A 20,630-nucleotide genomic window follows, 5' to 3' on the forward strand; every position below is an offset into this window, starting at 1 on the left:
CTGTATGATCAACTCCATGAGCCGGCCGTCCATCGCGCAGACCGACGAGCAGATCGGGTTCCACTGGCTGAGCGAGAACGGGCGGCCCGTCGGCCTCGCGGAGCTGGTCCGGACCGATCCCGAGCCCGACCGCCTGCTCCCGACCCACCTGGCCGCCCTCGACGACGCGCTGATCGACGCGGCCGGGCGGTTCGGCCGGCTGCTCGGCGGCGGCGAGCCGGCGACCACCGAGACCCAGCGGCTCGACCTGCGCGAGCTGCACCGGGTGCTCGACCGGCTGTGCCTGGAGTATTCCGCCGCGCTGGCCGTGGTCGGATCCGAGGCGGAGCTGCGCGCCGGCCTGATCGTCGGCACCGCCCAGCTGTTCGCGATCCGGGCCCGGATGGCGCTCGGCGTGTCCGGACCCACGCCGCTGGCCGGCACGCTCACCGACCCGGGCGTCGGGGTGGTGTCCGGGCACGGCCGGCTCGTGGTCGTGGACGAGCGCGAACCGTGGCGCGGCGCCCGCTGGGTCGTCGAGTCCGAAACCGGCGCCCGGTTCCCGCTGACGCTGTCGATGCTGCGGTACGACAGCTCCGGCGTGAACCGGGAGGCGGCCCTGGACGAGCACCGGGAGGCCCTGCGCCGGGTCGCCGCCGCCGCCGACGAGCCCGGCGCCGACCCGTTCATCGCCGCCGGATCGGTCGAGTGGCTGCTCTACGACTGGCTGATGGCGCACCGGGAGTCGGGCTCGAGCGGCGCCATCGAGCTGCGCGGCAACCGCCTCGACGACGCCGGGCTGATCGTGACCGCCGCCGCCGCGCTCGTGCGCTGCCGGACCCGCGTCGACCCGGCGCTCCCCGACGTGCCGACCCGCCGTCGCTGATTTTCCCGGTACCGTATCGATCGGGATGGATCGCCACGCTGCGGAAACGGCCTTGGGTGATCGATAGCGGGTTAGGCGGGAGAGCCGAAGGCGCCGGCGGGGTTGTCAGGATCAGTTGGCGTCAACGGTTTTGTGGCGCGTCGGTCCAGGGCGTCGGCGAGGTCGTGGCGGCCGAGTTCGCGCAGCTGGGCGAGGAACTGTTGGCGGTGGCCGGAATGGTGGACGTGGACTCTGGGGGCGGCACGTTCGACGAGGCTCGTGATGAGTGTTTCGTCGCCGATGCCGCGGAGTTGCTGGAGGAGCTTCGTCACTCCTTCGGTGTTGGTGACGTCGACGTCGGCGGTGGCGCGTTCGGCGAGCAGCTGTGTCCAGCCGGGGGCGTTGAGGGCGCGCACCGTGTGGATGAGTGTCGCCGCCTGGTACGGCTCGGCGATCGGGGATTGGCGGACGACGCGGGCGACCAGGTCATAGGCGAGTGGGCGGGTGTCGGGGTGATCGAGCGCTTTCAAGAGGTTGGCGATGCCGAAGAGGTTCGAGATCTCGACAACCTCGACTTCCGGGACGGCTCGTTCGGCCAGGGTCTTGGCCAGGATGTCGTCGCCCGTGGTGCGCAACTGCTCCAGCAGGTAGGCGACGCCGCCCGCGTCGGTGACATCGACGTCGGGGGCGGCGCGGCGGGCCAGGATGGCGGCCTGATCGTTGGCGTCGAACTCACGCAAGACCTGGAGCAGCCTGGCGACACCGAGCGCGTATGTGACCTCGACGGCCTCGGCGACGCGGCCGGCGACATCCTCTGCGTAGCCGTCGAGACCGATTTTCCGTAGCGTCTCGATGATCGTCGCCACATCGAAGGGCTTGCCGTAGGGGAGATTGAGTTCGTGGGCAGCGACGTTGCGTTCGTCGGTTTCGGGTGAGGCGAGGTTGAGACGGTTGAGGAGGTCGTCGACTTCTTTGGCGCTGGCCTCGGCGCGAGCCTTGGCTCGGTCCAGATCCTGCTCGGCCCTGCGCAGTTTGGCCCGCAGTTCGGTGATCTCCCGTTCGAGTTTGGCGGCTTGCGCTTGAGCCGCGGCGTGGTGCTCCTGCTGGATCTGCACGAGCGTCTCTTGAAGTTCGGCAAGCTCGTGTTCCAGCCTGGCGACCTTGGTCTCAGATTCGCGCAGGTCCGCTTCGGCTTTGTCCCGTTTGTCGTAGGCCTGCCGGATCTGCGGCCCATGGGGCTGGTTCCTGGACCGTTTCACCTCCAGCGCGTCGCGGTTGAGGCGGTAGTAACGTTCGCGGGTCTCGGCAGCGACCGGCTCGCCGGTTATTTGTGCCTTTTCTTCCAGCAGCAGATCGACAAACGTCCGATTGACGGGAACCAGCACCCCGTGCAGGTATCTGGACACCGAGCTCGGGTTGATCCCTTCGAGCTTCTTGTCCGCGGCGCGTTTCACGATTTGTTTCGGCGCCAAGCCGACGGCGTCCCACAAGTCGTTGATCTCTTGAAGCCAGGCTAGCATTCGCGGATCGGGTCGCTCGGCGTCATTGGCGCGGATGCTCGGCAGGTTGTCGGACACATATCGATTGTGACCGGCGGGTCCGACCTGCATCAAGACGTCGGCCCCGATCGTGCTGTTGCCGATCCCTGGAATGCACAGATTCGCCCGTTGCGCAACCACTGCAAAAGTTGCATGAACGCTGCAAGGAATGGGGTCGTGCAGGGCGCGTTTCACTATTTGCACAAAACTGAGGCGCTCGGATGCTGAACGGCAAGTCCTTCCGACCCGGTCGGGCTTCGACTCTCGGACTCAGGAGACATCGATGCGGAACCGACGCGCCGTTCCCGCGCTGCTCACCCTGCGGGCAGCGGTCATCCTCGCCCTCACGGCCATCACTGCTGCGGTGGCCGGATCCCTCGCTTTGCGGGCCAATGGTTCTCTGCCGCAGGCACTGCTGACTGCCGGCGGCGCCGCGCTGACCGTGATCGGCATCCTCGACAAGCTCATCGCCAAGGACACCTCCGAGTAGCCACTCCGGATGCGGCGTAATCATCCTGCGGATAGCGCAACATAATCCGATCGCGGGTGAACCGGAGGAACGACCGGGCCGGTGGATCGGGCTGACCGCTCGGACAATTCCCCCGATCTGGGGATCGGTTTCCGTCGATCAGCCGAGGCTTTCCGGCTAAGAACATCACGTTCATGTGGCGGGTTCATGATCGAAGCGGGTGCTGCGCGGCGTAGCGACCGGAAGTCTCCGCGATCATGCCGTACCCGGCGCCGATACCAACGGTTTTTCATGATCGCGGAGTGCTGATGTACACCCGTGTACCGGAAGTCTCCGGGATCATGGCAAACCCGTGGTTCGGCCGCAGCACCACGCATGATCACGGAGACATTCGTCCGGCTACGCCCGTCTGGTCTTGGCACCGCGGGCCTGGCAGGGCCGGGGCCGCCCTTTAGGCGTGCCCCGGCCCGGTGTCTGACGGGAGCAACGGTCGTCAGTTGCACGGACCGGAGTCATGTGTCCCATCGTGGGAGCAGGCTTGGCACGAAGTGTGGATCTCCAGGTCAGGGGCCGTGCATAGGCTCGGCCCATCGGACCCCGGCAGGGATGCACCAGGGAGGACACCATGGACGAGTACGGCTACGGCTACGACGGCGACGGCGACGGCGACTACGGCTATGACGGCGGCGGAGACTACGGCGGCGGAGACTACGGCGGCGACTTCGATCCCGGCGCGGCGAGCCTGATCAGCGACGGCGGTGGCGACATCGGCTACGACGGCGGGTTCGACCCGGGCGCGGGCAGCATGATCAGCGACGGTGACATCACCGACGTGCTGTAGGCGGCGGCGCGGTAGCGGCCGGGTGCCTGGCCACGGGCGCGGGTGAAGGCGCGGCTGAAGGCCGGCACCGAGTGGTAGCCGACGGCGGCCGCGATGGCCTCGACGGGGTCCTGGGTGGTGCGCAGGCGGGCGGCGGCGAGGTCCATGCGCCACTGGGTGAGGTAGGCGGCGGGGCTCTGGCCGATGGCGGCCGGGAAGCGCCGGGAGAGCGTCGCGCGCGACACGGCGATCGCGGCGGCGAGCGTCGCGGTCGTCCACGGCCGGGCGGGGGCGGCGTGGATGTGCTCCAGCGCCCGGCGGACGATCGGGTCGCCGAGCATACCCAGCCAGGTGCCGCGCGGCTCGGCCGGGCGGGTGGGCAGCCAGGCCCGCACCAGCTGGATGAGCATGATGTCGACCAGGCTGTTGAGCACGGCCGTGGTGGCGATCTGGGGATGGGCCAGCTCGCGGCCGAGCAGGCGGACGGTGTCGTCGAGGCCGGCCGCGCCGTCGTCGGCGCCGACGTGCACGAAGCCGGGCAGGGCGCGCAGGACCTGGGTGCGGGCCGTGTGGTCGCAGTCGTAGTGGATGGTGACGATCCGGGTGCGCGCGGGCCGCGTACCCAGCGCGATCACCTCGCCGGAAGCTGCCGCCGGGTCGTACGGCTCGGGCCGGGCGCCGGTCGCGCTGCCCAGGGTGTGCCGGGTACCGGCCGGGAGCAGCACGACGTCGCCCGCGGCCAGCTCCAGCGGGTCGCGGCCGGCGACGGTGAGCCACGCGCTGCCGGCGGTCACCGCGTGCAGCGCTGCGCCGGGGTAGTCGTCCAGCGCGATGGACCAGCTGCCGCCGGCCTCGATGCGAGCGCCGAGGGCGCCGCGGACGCCGGACACGGCGAGCACGTCTGACACCAGATCCATGCGCGCAATCCTACGGACTGAGGCAATCGGCGAAGTTTTTGCGGCAGTGGAGCATCGACTGCCGCAGACGGTGCTTCGTATGGTTCTCGCTGTGAAGGAATGGATGAAGGCCCTTGTCGCGACGGGCTATGGACCGCCCGGCCAGCTCTCGATCGCCGACGTGCCGGTGCCCCGGCCGGGGCCCGGGCAGATCCAGGTGAGGATCGCCGCCGCGACCGTCAACCCGACCGACATCCGGGTGATCACCGGGGCGTTCGGCGACGCGGTGCGGCTCGAGTTCCCGTATACCCTCGGCACCGACTTCGCCGGCACCGTCACCGAGGCCGGGCCCGGCGTGACGCGGTACGGGGCCGGCGACGAGGTGTTCGGCCAGGCGGTGCCCCGGCCGCTGCGCGCGGTGGCCGCGCCCACCCGGCCGTCGCTGGGCACCGGCGCGCTGGCCGAGTACGCGGTCTTCGAGGCGGACACGCCGCTGCTGGCCCACCGCCCGGCCGGGGTGCCCGCCGACCAGGCCGCCGCCCTGGCCATCGCCGGGCTGACCGCCCAGGCGCTGATGACCACCGCCGAGATCCGGCCGGGCGAGTCCGTCCTGGTCATCGGGGCCACCGGCGGGGTGGGCACGACCCTGGTCCCGCTGCTGGCCGCCGCGCGGGCCGACATTGTCGCCACCGCCGCCACCGGCGCCGGTGGTGAGCTCCTGCGCCGCCTTGGCGCCGGCCGCGTCATCGGGGTCGACGCGTCGCAGTACCCCACCGGCATCGACGTCGTCTTCAACCTGGCCCTCTTCGCCGACCGCGTGGCGGCCGCGGCCCGGGCGATCCGGCCGGGCGGACGCCTGATCTCGATCATCTACCCGGCGCCGGCCCCGGAACAGCTCGGCCGCGACGACGTGGACCTGCGCTTCGTCATGGACCTGGAGGGCCGGCTCGGCGGCATGCGCGGCGTCGCCGAGGCGGCCGCCTCCGGCGCCCTGGTGGCCACCATCGGGCGCCGGTACGGTCTCGACGAGGCGGTGCGGGCGGCCGTCGACTACGCCCGTGGCGGCACGCTTGGCAAGATCGTCGTGACGATGTGAACGGAAAACGAGGGGGAAACGCGATGGCGGACGGCTCACTGCACGTTCGAGGCGCACGGCTCGCCTACAGCGACGAGGGCACCGGACCGATCGTGATCAGCGCGCACGGGCTCCTGCAGAGCCGGGCCAACGACCGCGCCGCCGGGCTGGTCGACTGGGCGGCCCTGCCGGCCGCCGGCTACCGGCTGATCTCGTACGACGCCCGCGGCCACGGCGAGTCCGAGGGGACCCCGGAGCCCGGGGTGTACCGGTGGACGTCGCTGGCCGAGGACCTGCTGGCCGTGGCCGACCACTTCTCGCCCGGCGAGCCCGTCCGCGCCATCGGCGTCTCGATGGGCACCGGCACCATCCTGTCCGCGCTCGTGCGGGCCCCGCAGCGCTTCGCGGCCGTGACGCTCGGCGCGCCGCCGACCGCCTGGCAGACCCGCGCGGCGCAGGCGGCCATGTACGAGGAGTTCGCGCGGCTCGTCGAGGAGTCGAGCGCCGACGACTTCGCCCGGATGCTCGCCGCGGCGCCGGTGCCACCGATCTTCGAGCGCCTGGAGAGCTTTCCCGGGCTCCCCGCCGTGGCCGCCGACCTCCTCCCGTCGGTCCTGCGCGGCGCCGGCGGGTCGGACCTGCCGGCGGAGGACCTCGTCGCGGCGCTGTCCGTCCCGGCGCTGATCCTCGGCTGGGAAACGGATCCGGGCCACCCGGTCGTCACCGCCGACCGGCTCGCCGAGCTGCTCCCGGCCGCCGAGCTCCACCTCTCCGCGACGGTCGAGGACATCCGCACCTGGGCCGCCCGCGCCGCCGCCTTCTTCGCCGCCGGGTGACCGGTCCGCCGGATTCCACATTTTCTCCACGCGGGTTGCACATCCGCTGCCTAGGTTCCGGCCATGGCAGTTCAGCAACGCAGCGCCGTGACCGCGATCGCCGGGGTGGACGCGATCGTGAACCGCGACCGGGTCAACCACCTCAACTGCCGCAAGGCCCAGGTGCTCGCGTTCGTGGCCGGCCGCAGTCCCTGGTGGGAGCTGCTGCTGCACGGCGCGCTCGGCTCGACGTTCGACGTCTACCGGCACTGCTACCGCCGTAAGGGCTACCGCTGGGACTACCCGGCGCCGTACGTGCGCGACGAGGACCTCGCCGCGCTCGGCTGGTTCTGCGGGCGCCAGGCCCGGGCCGACCTCGACGAGGTCCGGGCCGCCCTGCCCCAGTACCTGGCCAACGACCAGCCGGTGCTCTTCATGGCCCCGCGCGCCGACTTCCCCTACTGGGTCGACTTCATGCGCCGCCACGGCACCATCGAGGCCGAGTACCGCGAGCTGCACTCGTTCATGGTCTGCGGGCTGAGCGCGGACGGCGAGACGGTGCTCATCGTCGACAACACCACCGACAACCACGAGTACACGAGCTTCCTGATCCCGATGGCGGACCTGGCGGCCGGCTACGCGCGGGAACCCGAGCGCTGGTTCACCGACTGCCAGACGCTGCTGCGGGTCGGTGAGCCGGACCTGGCCGAGCTGGCGCTGCGCTACCACGCCGCCGTGTCCGGCTACGCCGACCGGTTCGAGATCTACGAGCTCATCGCCGACAGCCTGCCGGTCGAGCGGGCGGCGATCGCGGAGACGTACCGTACCCCGTCGGTCAACAGCCTCGCCCTGCTGGCCGGCTCCCGGACCATGTTCTGCCGGTTCCTGCGGCGCACCTCGCACGCCCCGGAGGTGCCGGCGCGCTACGAGCGGCTCGCCGCGGCGATCGGCGCGGCGCAGGAGCGGGCCGGCCGTTACCACGCCGGCGCCGCCGGCGTCTCCCTCGACGAACTGCGCCGCCGCCTGCGCGCGCTGCGGGCCCAGGAGGAGCAGGCCGCCCGGGCGCTGCGCGACGACCTGCGCCGCGCGCCGGTGACGTTCCACGCGGCCGGTGGCTGAGCCGATGCGACCGATGTACGTCTTCAGCGGCGTCGGGGACACCGGCGCCAAGCCGCTGGACCGGCTGCGTGAGCTGGCCGCCCGCCCGGAGAACGCCCGGTTCTTCCGGGCCGTCACCGCGGCCGTGCGCGACGCCTTCGACCACGTCGGCGAGCGGGCGTGGCGGCGCGACCTGCCGGGCGGGCTGCCGCTGGCCGACTGGCTGCGCGGCGGGCCGGCGCCGCCACCGGCCCTGGAGCACTCGCTGGTGCAGGGTGTCTGCGCTCACGTGTACCAGCTGTGCCTGCTCCAGCCGGGGCCGGGGACGGAGCCGGACGGCGAGCCGGTCGCGGCGGTCGGGCACAGCATGGGCGTGCAGGCCGCCATCGCCGCCGGCCACCGGGGGCTGGACCGGCGGGGGTTCGTCGCGTTCAGCCGGATCTCGGCCGGGCTGGCCACGATGATCCTGCTGCGCTGCCACGAGGTGTTCCAGCCGCGCGGCGCGGGCCGGCGGCTCGCCGCGGCCTACGCGGCCCGGGCCGGCGCGGCGGCCACCCCGCCGGCGGCGATGGCCGCGATCACCGGCATCGCCGAGGCCGACCTGCGGGGGCGGCTGGCGGCGCACCCGGGCGACGAGGGCCCGGCCGAGGTCGCCATCGTCAACGCGGAGCGCTCGCACGTGCTGGCCGGCACCCCCGACGCGCTCGCCGGCTTCTGGCTGGCCAACGCCGAGCGGTTCGCCGCGGACCGGGTCCGCTGGGCGTTCCTGGCCAGCACCGCGCCGTTCCACTCGAGCCTGCTCGCGCCGGCCGCCGCGCTCATCCGGGCGGACCGGGCCGCGATCGGCTACGAGGTGCGCGGCGCGGCCCTGTCGGTGCCCGTCTACGTCGCCGAGGCCCCGCACAACCTGCAGGAGCGCGGCGACCTGTGGCTGGACTTCCTGGAGCAGGCGGTCTGCCGGCCGGTCGACTGGCGCGCCACGGTCACCACCGCGGCCGAGGCGACCCGGCCCGACCGGGTGGTCGACTTCGGCCCGGGCGCCGCGGCCCGGCTGTTCACCCGGGAGAGCCTGCGCGCCGCCGGATACCGGCTGCGCTTCCAGGCCGTGCGCGGCCTCGACTGACCAAGGAGGACGTCAATGCGTGCACTCGTGTTTCCCGGCCAGGGCGTGCAGCGGCCGGGGATGGGCGACGACCTGTTCGACGCGGCCAAGGACCTCGTCGAGGAGGCCGACGAGATCCTCGGCTGGTCCGTGGCGCGGCTGTGCTGGGACGACCCCGACGGCCGGCTGCGCGACACCCGCTACGCCCAGCCGGCCATCTACCTCGTCAACGCCCTCGAGGCGCGGACGCTGCCGCCCGGGCGGTACTCCTGGTTCGCCGGGCACAGCCTCGGCGAGTTCAACGCCCTCGTCGCGGCCGGCGTCATCGACCTGATGGCCGGGCTGCGCCTGGTCGCCGCCCGGGCCGAGCTGATGGCGGGCGTCACCGGCGGCGCGATGGCGGCGGTCACCGGCCTGCCGGCCCGCATGGTCGAGGCGACGCTGCGCGGGGCGGGGCTGCGCGGGGTGTACGTCGCCAACCGCAACTCCGACCGGCAGGTCGCCGTCGCCGGAGCGCGGGACGAACTGCGCCGGGCCGTGCGGGCGCTGCAGGACGCGGGCGCCCGCCGGGTCACCCCGCTGCCGGTCAGCGGCCCGTTCCACACCCCGCTCATGGCCGAGGCGGGCCGGGGGTTCGCCGAACTGCTGCGCGGGGAGGCGTTCGCGCCCGGCCACACGCCGGTCATGTCCAGCGTCACCGGCGCGCCGTTCGACCCGGCCGAGGCCGCGGACCTGCTCGCCCGGCAGGTCGCCGCGCCGGTCGAGTGGGTCGCCGCGGTGCGGGCCCTGCGCGCGGCCGGCGTGACGGACTTCGACGAGGTCAACGGCACCACCCTGACCACCCTGATCGGCCAGATCGGCTGACGTCCAGCTGCGAGCGAGGTAGGCAATGGCGAAAGACATCGCGATCATCGGCATGTCGGTCGAGGTACCGCAGGCGCGGGACATCCACGCCTTCTGGGACATCGTCCGCACCGGCCGGACCCTCACCCGGCCGTTCCCGGCGCAGCGGCGCGCCGACGTCGAGGAGTACGTGGCGTACCAGCGGCAGTCGGCGGTCGGCGACTGGGGCACCGACCGGGTCGAGTTCTACCCGGGCGCGTACCTCGACCACATCGACCGGTTCGACCCCGAGTTCTTCGGCATGACCCCCCGGCAGGCCGCGGTCACCGACCCGCACCAGCGGCTGATCCTGCGCACGATGTACCTCGCGCTGGAGGACGCCGGCTACACGGGTGCCCGGGTCGCCGGCACCCGCACCGGCGTGTTCGTCGGGTTCGCCGCCAACCCCGGCTCCTCGTACCTGGAGTACTGCGCCCGCATCGACCCGGGCCTCACCCAGCTCGGGCTCACCGGGAACATCCCCACGATGCTGGCCAACCGGCTGTCGTACCTGCTCGACCTGCACGGGCCCAGCCTGGTCGTGGACAGCGCGTGCTCGGCGTCGCTGGTGGCGGTGCACCTGGCCGCCAACGCGCTGCTGGCCGGCGACTGCGACCTGGCCGTCGCGGCCGGTACCCGGGTGGTGATGATGCCGGTGAAGCACCCCAACACCCGCATCGGCATCGAGTCCTCCGACGGCATGACCCGCACCTTCGGCGAGGCCGCCGACGGCACCGGCTACGGCGAGGGCTCCGGCGTCGTCGTGCTCAAGCGGCTCGACCGGGCGCTGGCCGACGGCGACCAGGTGTACGCCGTGATCAAGGGCAGCGCCGTCAACCACGACGGCCGCTCCGACAGCATGACCGCGCCGGACCCGGCCGCGCAGGCCCGGCTGCTGCTGGCCGCCTGGGCCGACGCCGGCGTCGCCCCCGACAGCATCGGCTATCTGGAGGCGCACGGCACCGCCACCCGCATCGGCGACCCGATCGAGCTCGACGGGCTGACCCGGGCCTTCCGCGCGCACACCGACGCGGTGCGCGGCTGCGCGATCGGCACCGTCAAGGCCAACGCCGGGCACCTCTTCGAGGGCTCCGGGGTGCTGGGCCTGATCAAGGCGGCGCTGACGCTGCGGCACCGGCAGCTGCCGCCGCTGGCCGGCCGCACCACCCTCAACCCGCTGCTGGACTTCGACACCGGCCCGGTCTACGTGCCGGAGACCGCCGAGCCGTGGACGGCGGGCGACGCGCCCCGCCGGGCCGCGGTCAGCGCCTTCGGGCTCGGCGGCACCAACGCGCACGTGGTGCTGGAGGAGCACGTCGAGCCGCCGCGACCCGCCGGGCCGGGGCCGTGGCTGTTCACGCTGAGCGCGCGCGGCGAACCGGCGCTGCGCCGGCTGATCGGGCGGTACCTCGACCTGCTCGGCGCCGGCCTGGCGCCCGGCGTGACCGTGCGCGACGTGTGCTACAGCGCGAACCGGTCCCGCTCCGGGCATCCGCACCGCATCGCGTTCCCCGTGCGCGACCTCGCCGACCTGCGCGCTGGGCTGGCCGCCGCGGCGGAGGGCGGCCCCACCGGCGACCCGGGGGAGCTCGGCCGGGCCTACCTCGCTGGCGCCGAGGCCGACCTGCTCGCCCCCTACGCCGGGCAGGGCGCGCGGACCGTGTGGCTGCCCGGGTACTCCTTCGAGGAGCAGCGCTGCTGGATCGACTTCCCGGCGGACTGGGCCGCCACCGGCCGCGGCGGCGTGGCCGCGACCCGCCACCCGGTGACCCACGACGTCGGCTTCGCGCTGGCCGGGCCCGCGCCCGACGCCACCGGGGCGGCCGCCGGGGCGAGCGTGCTCGCGCTGGTCGACCCCGCCACCGGCGCCGAGCCGGTCCTCGCCGCGGCGCTGCCGCAGGCCGCGTTCGTGCGGCTGGGCGCGGCGGACGGCTTCCGGCTCGACGAGGCGGACCTGGAGCGGGTCGCCGACCTCGCCATCGAGGGCGACTACCTCCACGTCGTGCACGCGCTGGCCTTCGAGTCCGGCCCGGTGCGCGACGCCGCGGGCCTGGACGTGCGGCTGCACAAGAACCTGTCGTCGCTGCTCATGCTGGCCAAGGGGCTGATGTCGGCCGGTGCCCGGCTCACCCTGACCGTGCTCACCCGCCGCGCGGTCGCCGCGGTGGCGGCCGAGCCCGGGGTGGTCGCCGAGAACGGTGCGCTGGTGGGGCTGGCGCGCTCGATCGGGCGGGAGTACCCGTACCTCACCGTCCGGGTGGTCGACACCGACGTGGACGTGCCCGCCGAGCGGCTGCGCGACGAGCTGCTGTGCACCGACCCAGGCGTGCACCTGCTGCGCGGCGGGTACCGCTACCACGAGCGCTTCGCGGAGCTGCCCGAGATCGCCACCGAGCCGGAGCGCCGGCCCTACCTGCGCCCCGGCGGCACCTACCTGGTCACCGGCGGTACCGGAGCGATCGGACTGGCGGCGGCGAGGCACTTCGCCGCCGTCGAGCCGGGCATCAACCTCGTGCTGACCAGCCGCTCCGGCCTGCCGGAGCGCGAGCGCTGGGAGGCGGTGGAGGCAGACGGGCCCGGCTCGGCCGTCGCCGGGCGGATCCGGGCCGTGCGGGAGATCGAGGCGCTCGGGGCGACCGTCACGGTGGTGGCCGCCGACGCCGGCGACGAGCGCGCGATCGCGGCCGTGCTCGAGCGGATCCGCGAGCGGCACGGGCGGCTCGACGGCGTGGTCCACGCCGCGGGGGTGGCCGGCATCAGCCCGATCGTCGACTACGACGTGGCCGAGTTCGAGTCGGTACTGCGGGGCAAGCTGCGCGGCGCGTTCCTGCTCGACCGGCTCACCGCCGGCGACCGGCCCGACTTCGTGCTGCACCTGTCCTCGGTCGCGGCCACCATGCCGGCGCTGGGCCAGGCCGCCTACGCGGCCGCCAACTTCTACCTCGACAACCTCGCCACCGCCAACCCCGATCCGCGCTGCCACGTGCTGGCCATCGACTGGGTGTCGTGGCGGGAGGCCGGCATGGCGGTCGAGCACAACGTCAACGACGACCTGTCGTTCAAGTCCATCCCCACCGCGCAGGGCGTCGCGCTGCTGGACGACGGGCTGCGCTCGACCCGGCGGCGGTTCCTCGCCGGCGAGATCAACTACGGCAACGAGCTGACGCACGCCATCCTGGTGGCCCCGGTGGTCCTCGAGCCCGCGATCCGGGAGAAGCTCGCCGCCGGGCTGGCCGAGTCGGAGGCCCGGTCCCGGCTGGCCGTGCAGCGCACCCGCGCGGCGATCGAGGCCGTCGACGTCGAGCTCGACGGCCGGCCCGACGGCCGCTACAGCGACCTGGAGCGGCTGGTCGGGCGGTGCGTGGCGCACGCCTTCGGCGTGCCGCGCGTCGACGTGGAGGCCGACCTGCGCGACATGGGCGCCGACTCGATCACCGCGCTCACCGTCGCGGCGAACATCAGCGCCTGCATCGAGCAGCCGTTCGACGCGGTCGACCTGCTCACCGAGCGGACCGTGGCCGGGATCGCGCGGTTCATCGACGACACCTACGGCCTGCCGGCGGCGGCCCAGCCGCAGCTCGCCGCGGGGTGAGCGACCTGACCCGGGGGCCGGTCCTGACCGCCATCGTCAGGTTCGGCCTCCCGCTCGGCGCGGCGAACCTCGCGCAGCAGGGGTACCTGCTGGTCGACAGCGTCATCGTCGGCCGGTACACGGGTGTCACCGGGCTCGCCGCGGTCGGCGCCGGCCAGCCGCTGTTCGCGCTGATGACAGGGGTGTTCTTCGGCGCGGCGACGGCGTTCTCGGTGCGGCTCGGGGGCCGGCTCGGCGCGGGGGCCGGCCCCGGCCGGGCCGCGGCCGGGGCGCTCGCCGCGGTCACCGCCGGCTGGTCGGCCGCGTGCCTGCTGCTGACCGTCGCGCTCACCGGGCCGGTGCTGCACCTGCTCGGCGTCGAGGGCGCGGTGGCGGCCGGGGCGCGGCGGTTCCTGCTGGTGCTCGCGGCGGGCCTGCCGGCCGTCTTCGGCCTGGGCGCGGTCACCGCCGCCCAGCGCGGGCTGGGCGACGCCCGGTCGGCGCTGCGGGTGACGGTGCTGACCAGCGTCCTCAACGCGGCCCTGGCGTGGTGGTTCGTCGGGCCGCTGGGCTGGGGCGTGACCGGCGCGGCGGCGGCCACCGGCGTGGCCAACCTGTTCGGGCTCGCGGCCGGCCTGGCCCAGCTGCGCCGCCGCTGGCCGGCCGCGGGCGCGGCGGAGCCCGGCGGGGTCGGCGCCGAGCTGCGCGCGGCGCTGGGCCTCGGCCTGCCGCTGGCCGGGCAGCAGGCGCTGATCGGGCTCGGAGTGCTGGTGCTGGTGCTCATCGTCGCCCGCTACGGCACGGTCGCCCTGGCCGCGGTGACGGTGGTGGCCCGGCTGGAGCTGTTCACCGGCCTGCTGTTCGCGAACCTGTCCGGGGCGCTGACCGTGTTCGTCGCCCAGAACCACGGCGCCGGCCGGGCGGACCGGGTCGGCGACGGGCTGCGCCGCACGCTGTGGCTGACCGTGGCGCTGACCGCCGCCGTCACGGCCGCCCTGCTGGTGCGGCCCTCGGCCGTGGCGGCGGCGTTCGGCGGCGACGGCGCCACCCAGGCGGTGATCGCCCGGTACATCGTCGTCGCCTACCCGTTCTTCGTGCTCTACACCGCGATGGTGGTGACGCACGGCTGGCTGATCGGGCTGGGCCGCACCGGGCCGCCGCTGGTCTGCACCGTCGTTTCCTTCGTGGCGGTACGGCTGCCGCTGACGTACCTGCTGGGCCGCTGGCACGGCGTGGACGGCATCCTGTGGGCGGTCGTGGTGAGCTGGGCGGTCGGCGCGGCCTACACCGCGCTCGTGGTGCGCGCGCCCGCGCCGGCGGTGGCCGCCGCGGAGTAGGCGGGGGCGGCCGGGCTCCGCTCGCGCAGGATGCGCCGCTCCAGCTCGCGCAGGGCGGGCCCGGCGCCGAGGCCGAACTCCGTGGCGAGGCGGCGCCGGATGCGGGCCAGCACGGCCAGCGCCTCCGCCGAGCGGCCGCAGTGGTGCAGGGCCGTGGCGAGCTGCGCGGCGACCCGCTCGTCGTAGGGGTGCTCGGCGGCCAGCTCCCGCAGCGGGCCGAGCAGCGCGTCGTGGCCGCCGCGGTCCAGCAGGTGCTCGTTGGCGTCGAGGATGGCCGCGCGCCGCTCGTCGGCGAGGCGGCGGCGCACCCCGGCCAGCCACCCGTCGGCGGCGCCGCTGAACGGTTCGCCGGACCAGACGGCGAGGGCCTGCTCCCACAGCCCGGCCGCGTCGGCGCCGCCGCCCGCGGCCCGGGCCCGGGCCGCCAGCCGCCGGAAGCGCAGCAGGTCGACGGCGTCCTCCTCGACGGCCAGCCGGTAGCCGCCGGTGCGCCGCTGGATGCTCACCGCCCCGCCGGTCGGTTCGAGCAGCGCGCGCAGCCGGCCGAGGTAGCCGTAGAGCAGGTTCGTCACCGAGGCCGGCGCGCGATCGCCCCACACCCGGTCGGCGAGCTGCGCCCGGGACACCACCCGGTTCGCCTCGACCGCGAGGACGGCCAGGACGCTGCGCTGCCGGGCGTGGCCCAGCTCGAGCGGCCGGTCGCCGATCGCGACCTCGATCGGCCCGAGCAGGCGGACCGTCACCGGGTGCGGCGGTGCTGGACGTGCGGACATGTGGTCGCTCCCCAATGCTTCGTGCCCCCTTGGTCCCGCTTCAGCACACCGGGGGAACCGGCGTGTTGCCAGGCAGTTACGGCGGTAACTCCAAGGTGCCGGTCGCTCTGCCGGGTGCCGGGCCGGGTCGCGGCCATACAGTTCCGGCATTCCCCGCTCCACCCACGCACTTGGAGGTGCGTCATGCCCATCGGCAGGTACCGGCTGGGACCGGCGGCGTCGTTCTGGACGACGAGCGAGAAGGAGGCGCGCTGGCAGTACGCGGAGATCTTCGAGCACGGCTGCTACGCCGACGTGGCGCTGCCCGAGCGCGCGTTCGTCGTCGACGTGGGCGCGAACATCGGGCTGTTCTCGTACTTCATCATCCGCGCCTTCCCGTCGGTCCGGGTGCTCGCGTTCGAGCCCATGCCCGAGACGCTGGACGCCCTGCGGCGCAACGTCCGCGCGCACGGCCTGGCCGGCGTCGCGATCGAGGAGTGCGCGCTGGGGGAGCGCAGCGAGGAGAAGGCCGAGTTCACGTACTACCCGCTGCTGCCGGGCAACTCGACCCGCTACCCGCACGAGAAGGAGCTGCAGCGCTCGGTCATGTCCCGCATCGAGCCGCCGGAGGCCGTCCACCGGGAGCTCACCGGCTACCCGGTCGCCGTGGCGGTCGAGCGGCTCTCGTCGTTCCTGCCCGCCGGCCGCCCGGTCGACCTGCTGAAGATCGACGTGGAGGGCGCCGAGCTCGACGTGCTGCGCGGTGTGGACGCCGAGCAGTGGCCGCTCGTCAGGCAGGTCACGCTCGAGGTGCAGGATCTCGGCGGGCGGCTGGCCGCGGTGTGCGATCTGCTGCGCGGCCAGGGTTTCACGGTCTCGTGCGGGCCGTCGCCGATGATCCCGCCGGCGGTGCGGACGTACCTCGTGCATGCGCGGCGTTCGATGTGATGTGCGTCATACTCGACGGTGATCAACGGTGGAAATTTTCGGAAACTTGCGGGTGAACGGCGGTGACGGAGATCAATCGGTGGTGGCGTGGGCACGCTCCCATGACGTACGTGTTTCGCATAGGCTGCGCCCAGGAGCACGGGACCAGGGGGTGGCCGATGGCGATGCACGCCGAGCGAAACATTCCGGAAGATCACCGGGAATTCGGCGCGCTGCTGGCCGCGTCGCGGCGGGCCCGGGGTCTCACCCAGGAGGCGCTGGCCGAGCTGACCGCCCTCAGCGTGCGCGCCATCCGCGAGATGGAGCGCGGCCGGGTCAGCTCGCCCCAGCAGCGCACGGTCGGCATCCTCGCCGACGCGCTCGGCTGGTCGGACGCCGAGCGCAACCGGTTCCTCGTCGCCGCGCGGGTCGGGCGGCTGCGCCGCGTGGTCGCCGCCGGGCCGCGCGCCGCCCCGGCCGCGCATGCCGGGTTTCCGTCGCCGCCCGCCGAGCCGGCCCAGCCCGGCCTCGCCGCCCTGCCGTGGCGCGGGCCCGCCGAGCTGCCCGCGGCCGTGGCCGACCTGACCGGCCGGTCCGCCGAGCTGGCCGCCCTGCGCGCGTTCGCCGTGCAGGCGCGCGCCGGGCGGCTCGGCGGCACGTCGCTGGTCTCGCTGCACGGGCCGCCCGGCACCGGCAAGACCAGCCTGGCCGTCGCGGCCGGGCACCGCTTCGGCGCCGACTTCCCCGACGGCCAGCTCTTCGTCGACCTGCGCGGCCCCGCCGACGACCGCCGCGACCCGCACGACGTGCTCGGCGGCTTCCTGCGCTCGCTGGGCGTCGACGACGAGCGGATTCCGGCCCGGCCCAGCGAGCGCGCCGGGCTCTACCGCACCGTCACCCGCCGGCGCCGCCTGCTCGTCCTGCTCGACAACGCCGCCGACGAGGCCCAGGTCCGGCCGCTGCTGCCGGCCGGCCAGCAGTGCCTCGTGCTGGTCACCAGCCGCCGGCCGCTCTCCGGGCTGGAGGCGGTGCACCGCATCGCCCTGGCCGAGCTGCCGCCCGACGCGGCCCGCGCCATGATGCGCACGATCGTCGGCGCCGCCCGCGCCGCGCGGGAGGCCGAGCAGGTCGACCGGCTGGTCGCCCTGTGCGGCCGGCTGCCGCTGGCCCTGCGCATCGCCGGCAACCGGCTGGCCAGCCGCCCCGGCTGGCGGATCGAGCAGCTCGTCGGGCAGCTCGGCGACCAGCGCCACCGGCTGGCCGGGCTCACCGCGGGCGACCTCGACGTCCGGGCCGCCTTCGAGGTGTCCTACCAGCAGCTCACCCCGGCCGCGCGGCAGCTGTTCCGGCTGGGCGCACTGGTGCCCGGCGACACGTTCGGGGCCGAGCTCGCCGCGGCGCTGGCCGGAGTCACCGTCCCCGAGGCCCGGCGCACCGTCGAGGAGATCGTCGACACCGGCCTGCTGCTGTCCAGCGGCGAGCGGTACCGCTTCCACGACCTCATCGGCCTCTACGCCCAGGAGCGCCTCGCCGCCGACGAGACGCCGGCGCGGGCGGCGGCCGCCCGCGAGCGGATGGTGACCTGGCTGCTGCGGCGCACGGCCGAGGCGGGCGCGGTGTTCCTGCCGGCCGTCGCCGGGCCGCCGCGGCCGGCCGGTGCGGACACCGAGGCCCGCGCCTGGCTGACCGCCGAGGCGCCGAACTGGACCGCCGCGCTGCGCGACGCCGCCGCCCTCGGCCGGCACGACGACGTGGTGCGCACCGCGATCGCCCTGCACTGGTACTCCGACCTGGCGCACGGCCACCCCTGGGACGAGGTGTTCCGGATCGGCGCCGCCTCGGCCGAGGCCACCGGCCGGGTCGCCGAGCAGGCGGTCCTGCTCAACTTCCTCGGCTGGGCGCTGGGCTACCTCGGCCAGCGCCACGAGCAGGCCCTGCACAGCCACGAGCGGGCGCTCGCGCTCGCCCTGCGGTGCGGCGACCGGCTGGAGCAGGCGTGGGCCCGCGGCTACGCCGCCATGATGCACGGACTGCTCGGCCGGCCCGGGCCCGCCGTGCCGCTGGCCCGGCAGGCCCTCGAGCAGTTCCGCGAGCTCGGCCACGGCCTGGGCGAGCACTACGCGCTCGGCGCGCTGGCCAGCGTCCTGGGCGCCCTGGGCGACCACGCCGGCGCGCTGGAAGCGCACCGGGCGGTGCTGCGGTTCTACCGCCGCGACAGCGGCCTGACCGCGGCCGGCGTGGCGGTCTGCAGCGCCGCGATGCTGCGCTACATCGCGCAGGACCTCGCCGGGCTGGGCCGCTGGGCGGCCGCCGCCGAGGCCTACGCGCAGGCCGCCGGGCTCTCCGCCGGCTCCGGGGTCCTCGGCGAGGCGCACGCCGCCTTCGGGGAGGGCATCGCACTGCGCGAGCTGGGCCGGGCGGACCAGGCCCGCGACCGGCTGCGCCGGGCCGCGGAGCTCTACGCGCGGCTGGGCAGCCCGCGGGGCGAGGCACAGGCCTTGCACGCGCTGGCCGGGCTCACCCCGGCCGCGGACGAGGCGCGGGCCCTGCTGCGCCTCGCCGCCGAACGCTGCGCCGACCTGGACGCACCGCCGTTGTCGTGAAACGTTTCACGCGAGCGCGGTGGCGAGCCAGTCGTAGATCCGGGCGTACGCCAGCCGCTGGCCGCCGGCCTGGCAGTGTGCCCCCGCGCCCTCGGCCGTGGTGAACGGCAGCAGCGTCTTGTCGCAGGTGAGGTGGTCGAACAGCAGCTCCGGCTGGCCCTGGAAGAACAGGTCGTCCTCGCCGGCGCAGACGAGCGTCGGGCAGCCGATCCGCTCGGCGACGCCGTCGTGCAGGTGGTAGTCGAGGTAGGCGGCGCAGAACTGCCGGGGCGTGGCCACGCGGAACGCGTACATGCCCTGCTCCATGGCCCATCGCATGGTGCCGCTGGCCGCCATCAGCCGCTCGATCTCGGCGTCGAACTCGGGGTCGTGCGGCGCGCGCAGCCGGGCCTCGGCGGCGTCGCGGTCGCCGGGGATCCCGGACGTGACGATGTCGCCGAGGTCGAAGAGGCCGTCGACGGCGATGAGCGCGGCGGCCCGGGGCTCGAACGCGGCGGCGCGGGGCATGAGGACGCCGCCCATGCTGGCGCCGAGCAGCGCGATACGGTCCGGGTCGACCTCGTCGCGGGTCAGCGCGTAGTCGATGACCGGGCCGACCACCGTTTCCCAGTCGGGCCGGAACACGAGGCCCTGCTTGTGCCGGGTGCCCGGCTGGCCGGGGCCGTCGAAGGCCAGCACGTGGTAGCCGCGCTCGACCGCGGCGACCGCGTAGACATACATCTCCTCGACCGTGCCGTCGAAGCCGTTGCACATCACGACGGTGGGGCGCCGCTCGCCCGTTTCGCCGGCCCGGTAGAAGTACCCCGGCAGCAGGGTCCCCTCGTAGGGGATCTCGACCGGCTCGATCGCCGGCGTGCTCAGCCCGGCCGCGGCGCGGAAGCACTCGACGCTGCGCTCGTAGGCGTGCAGAATGCGCGGGTCGCCGGCCCGGCCGTGCAGGAAGAACTCGGCGGACCGGTAGTAGTTCGAGGCGCGCAGGTAGCCGTCGCGCGCGCTGATCCGGTGGCCGGCCGCGGCGGCGCGATCGGCCTCGGCCGCGACCCGGTCGGCGGTGGCCAGCCACTCGTCGTGCCAGCTGTCGTAGTCGCCGGCGGTGATGGCCTGCGAGGTGACCACGACCTCGCCGATGTCGGCGAGGCCGTAGGCGGTGTGGCCGAGGCTGCGCAGGGTCTCGAACCAGAACTGCGGGTGGTCGGGGAACAGGATCGGACGCACGGTGCGCTCCTTAACGCAGACAATTTCGGCGTTAGTGACCCTACGCCGCGGGTCGGCTTATCGCAAACGCCGACTGCGTTAAGGTGTGTGCCATGGAAGGCGACGCGCCGCGGGCCCGGCGCACCGGCGGGCGCAGCGCTCGCGTCCGGCAGGCGGTGCACCAGGCCGCCGCCGAACTGATCGCCGAGCGCGGCTACGCCAACTTCACCGTCGTCGACGTCGCCCAGCGCGCCGGCGTCGCCGACACGAGCATCTACCGGCGCTGGGGCAACCTCGAGGCGCTCCTGGTGGACGTCGTGGCCGAGACGGTCAGCGCCGAGTCGCCGATGCCCGACACCGGCACCGCGCGCGGGGACCTGCGCGCCTTCGCGGCCAAGCTCGCCGCCGACATCCAGGGGCCGGCCGGCCTGGCGATGCTGCGCGCCGTCAGCGCCGCGACCACCGCCGGGCAGGCCGGCCAGGCGGCCCGCGACCGGGCCCTGAACCAGCGCGCGCAGGAGCTGCAGGCGATGCTGGACCGGGCCCGGGAGCGCGGCGAAACGACGCCCGCGATCACCGACGTGGTCGACCTGATCCTTTCGCCGCTCTACATCCGGGTGCTGTTCGGCATCGGCGGCATCACCGGCGACTACCTCGACACGCTCGTCGACCGGGCCTGCGCCGCGTGAACGGCCTCGTCCCCGCGC

Annotated in this window: 17 protein-coding genes; 13 read left to right on the forward strand and 4 right to left on the reverse strand. The window is 74.4% G+C overall.

The annotated features are described in order from the left end of the window. Positions 1-16 precede the first annotated feature (16 nt). Complete coding sequence (locus ACQPXD_RS19165) at positions 17-865, forward strand: hypothetical protein (protein WP_432840282.1); 849 nt, start codon at positions 17-19, stop codon at positions 863-865. Positions 866-936: 71 nt separating this feature from the next. Here the strand turns inward: ACQPXD_RS19165 and ACQPXD_RS19170 are convergent, their stop codons facing one another. Continuing rightward, a complete protein-coding gene (locus ACQPXD_RS19170; protein ID WP_432840284.1) occupies positions 937-2,421 on the reverse strand; it encodes a hypothetical protein in 1,485 nt (494 codons plus the stop codon). 244 nt (positions 2,422-2,665) lie between these two features. Between ACQPXD_RS19170 and ACQPXD_RS19175 the strand changes: the two genes are divergently transcribed. Continuing rightward, positions 2,666-2,872 carry a hypothetical protein gene (locus ACQPXD_RS19175; RefSeq protein WP_432840286.1) on the forward strand — a complete coding sequence of 69 codons (207 nt, stop codon included), beginning with the start codon at positions 2,666-2,668 and terminating at the stop codon, positions 2,870-2,872. A gap of 604 nt (positions 2,873-3,476) precedes the next feature. Next, positions 3,477-3,692: a hypothetical protein gene (locus ACQPXD_RS19180; RefSeq protein WP_432840288.1), complete on the forward strand. Its 216-nt coding sequence runs from the start codon at positions 3,477-3,479 to the stop codon at positions 3,690-3,692. Here the strand turns inward: ACQPXD_RS19180 and ACQPXD_RS19185 are convergent. Beyond that, positions 3,623-4,588, reverse strand: a complete 966-nt coding sequence (locus ACQPXD_RS19185) for an AraC family transcriptional regulator (protein WP_432840290.1) — start codon at positions 4,586-4,588, stop codon at positions 3,623-3,625. The two genes, ACQPXD_RS19180 and ACQPXD_RS19185, sit on opposite strands and share 70 nt — an antisense overlap. A 91-nt stretch (positions 4,589-4,679) precedes the next feature. Here ACQPXD_RS19185 and ACQPXD_RS19190 point away from each other — a divergent pair, with 91 nt between their 5' ends. From ACQPXD_RS19190 to ACQPXD_RS19220, 7 genes are all read left to right on the forward strand, one after another. Further along, positions 4,680-5,663, forward strand: coding sequence for an NADP-dependent oxidoreductase (locus tag ACQPXD_RS19190; protein WP_432840292.1), 984 nt, complete (start codon positions 4,680-4,682; stop codon positions 5,661-5,663). Between the two features lie 23 nt (positions 5,664-5,686). Continuing rightward, positions 5,687-6,478, forward strand: a complete 792-nt coding sequence (locus tag ACQPXD_RS19195; RefSeq protein ID WP_432840294.1) for an alpha/beta fold hydrolase — start codon at positions 5,687-5,689, stop codon at positions 6,476-6,478. A gap of 63 nt (positions 6,479-6,541) precedes the next feature. Further along, on the forward strand, positions 6,542-7,576 hold the full coding sequence (locus ACQPXD_RS19200) for a hypothetical protein (RefSeq protein WP_432840296.1): 1,035 nt from the start codon (positions 6,542-6,544) through the stop codon (positions 7,574-7,576). Between the two features lie 13 nt (positions 7,577-7,589). Continuing rightward, positions 7,590-8,678 (forward strand): hypothetical protein, encoded by a 1,089-nt coding sequence (locus ACQPXD_RS19205; protein ID WP_432840298.1) that lies wholly within the window; start codon positions 7,590-7,592, stop codon positions 8,676-8,678. 15 nt (positions 8,679-8,693) lie between these two features. Then, positions 8,694-9,521, forward strand: coding sequence for an ACP S-malonyltransferase (locus ACQPXD_RS19210; protein ID WP_432840300.1), 828 nt, complete (start codon positions 8,694-8,696; stop codon positions 9,519-9,521). Between the two features lie 25 nt (positions 9,522-9,546). Continuing rightward, positions 9,547-13,131 carry an SDR family NAD(P)-dependent oxidoreductase gene (locus tag ACQPXD_RS19215; protein WP_432840302.1) on the forward strand — a complete coding sequence of 1,195 codons (3,585 nt, stop codon included), beginning with the start codon at positions 9,547-9,549 and terminating at the stop codon, positions 13,129-13,131. Beyond that, positions 13,128-14,447: an MATE family efflux transporter gene (locus ACQPXD_RS19220; protein WP_432840304.1), complete on the forward strand. Its 1,320-nt coding sequence runs from the start codon at positions 13,128-13,130 to the stop codon at positions 14,445-14,447. Before ACQPXD_RS19215 ends, ACQPXD_RS19220 begins: the two co-directional genes overlap by 4 nt. Here the strand turns inward: ACQPXD_RS19220 and ACQPXD_RS19225 are convergent. Then, positions 14,393-15,220 (reverse strand): AfsR/SARP family transcriptional regulator, encoded by an 828-nt coding sequence (locus ACQPXD_RS19225; protein ID WP_432840306.1) that lies wholly within the window; start codon positions 15,218-15,220, stop codon positions 14,393-14,395. The two genes, ACQPXD_RS19220 and ACQPXD_RS19225, sit on opposite strands and share 55 nt — an antisense overlap. Before the next feature lie 183 nt (positions 15,221-15,403). Between ACQPXD_RS19225 and ACQPXD_RS19230 the strand changes: the two genes are divergently transcribed. After that, the gene (locus ACQPXD_RS19230; RefSeq protein ID WP_432840308.1) at positions 15,404-16,147 is read left to right on the forward strand and encodes an FkbM family methyltransferase; all 744 of its coding nucleotides are present in this window, start codon (positions 15,404-15,406) and stop codon (positions 16,145-16,147) included. Positions 16,148-16,311: 164 nt separating this feature from the next. Continuing rightward, on the forward strand, positions 16,312-18,729 hold the full coding sequence (locus ACQPXD_RS19235; protein WP_432840310.1) for an ATP-binding protein: 2,418 nt from the start codon (positions 16,312-16,314) through the stop codon (positions 18,727-18,729). A gap of 6 nt (positions 18,730-18,735) precedes the next feature. On the opposite strand, the gene ACQPXD_RS19240 is transcribed toward ACQPXD_RS19235, so the two are convergent. After that, complete coding sequence (locus tag ACQPXD_RS19240; RefSeq protein ID WP_432840312.1) at positions 18,736-19,944, reverse strand: alpha/beta hydrolase family protein; 1,209 nt, start codon at positions 19,942-19,944, stop codon at positions 18,736-18,738. Between the two features lie 92 nt (positions 19,945-20,036). On the opposite strand from ACQPXD_RS19240, the gene ACQPXD_RS19245 reads away from it, so the two are divergent. Continuing rightward, positions 20,037-20,612: a TetR/AcrR family transcriptional regulator gene (locus ACQPXD_RS19245; RefSeq protein ID WP_432840314.1), complete on the forward strand. Its 576-nt coding sequence runs from the start codon at positions 20,037-20,039 to the stop codon at positions 20,610-20,612. Positions 20,613-20,630: the final 18 nt, after the last annotated feature.

This window comes from Dactylosporangium sp. CA-092794 (genome assembly GCF_050948465.1).
Taxonomy (GTDB): Bacteria; Actinomycetota; Actinomycetes; order Mycobacteriales; family Micromonosporaceae; genus Dactylosporangium.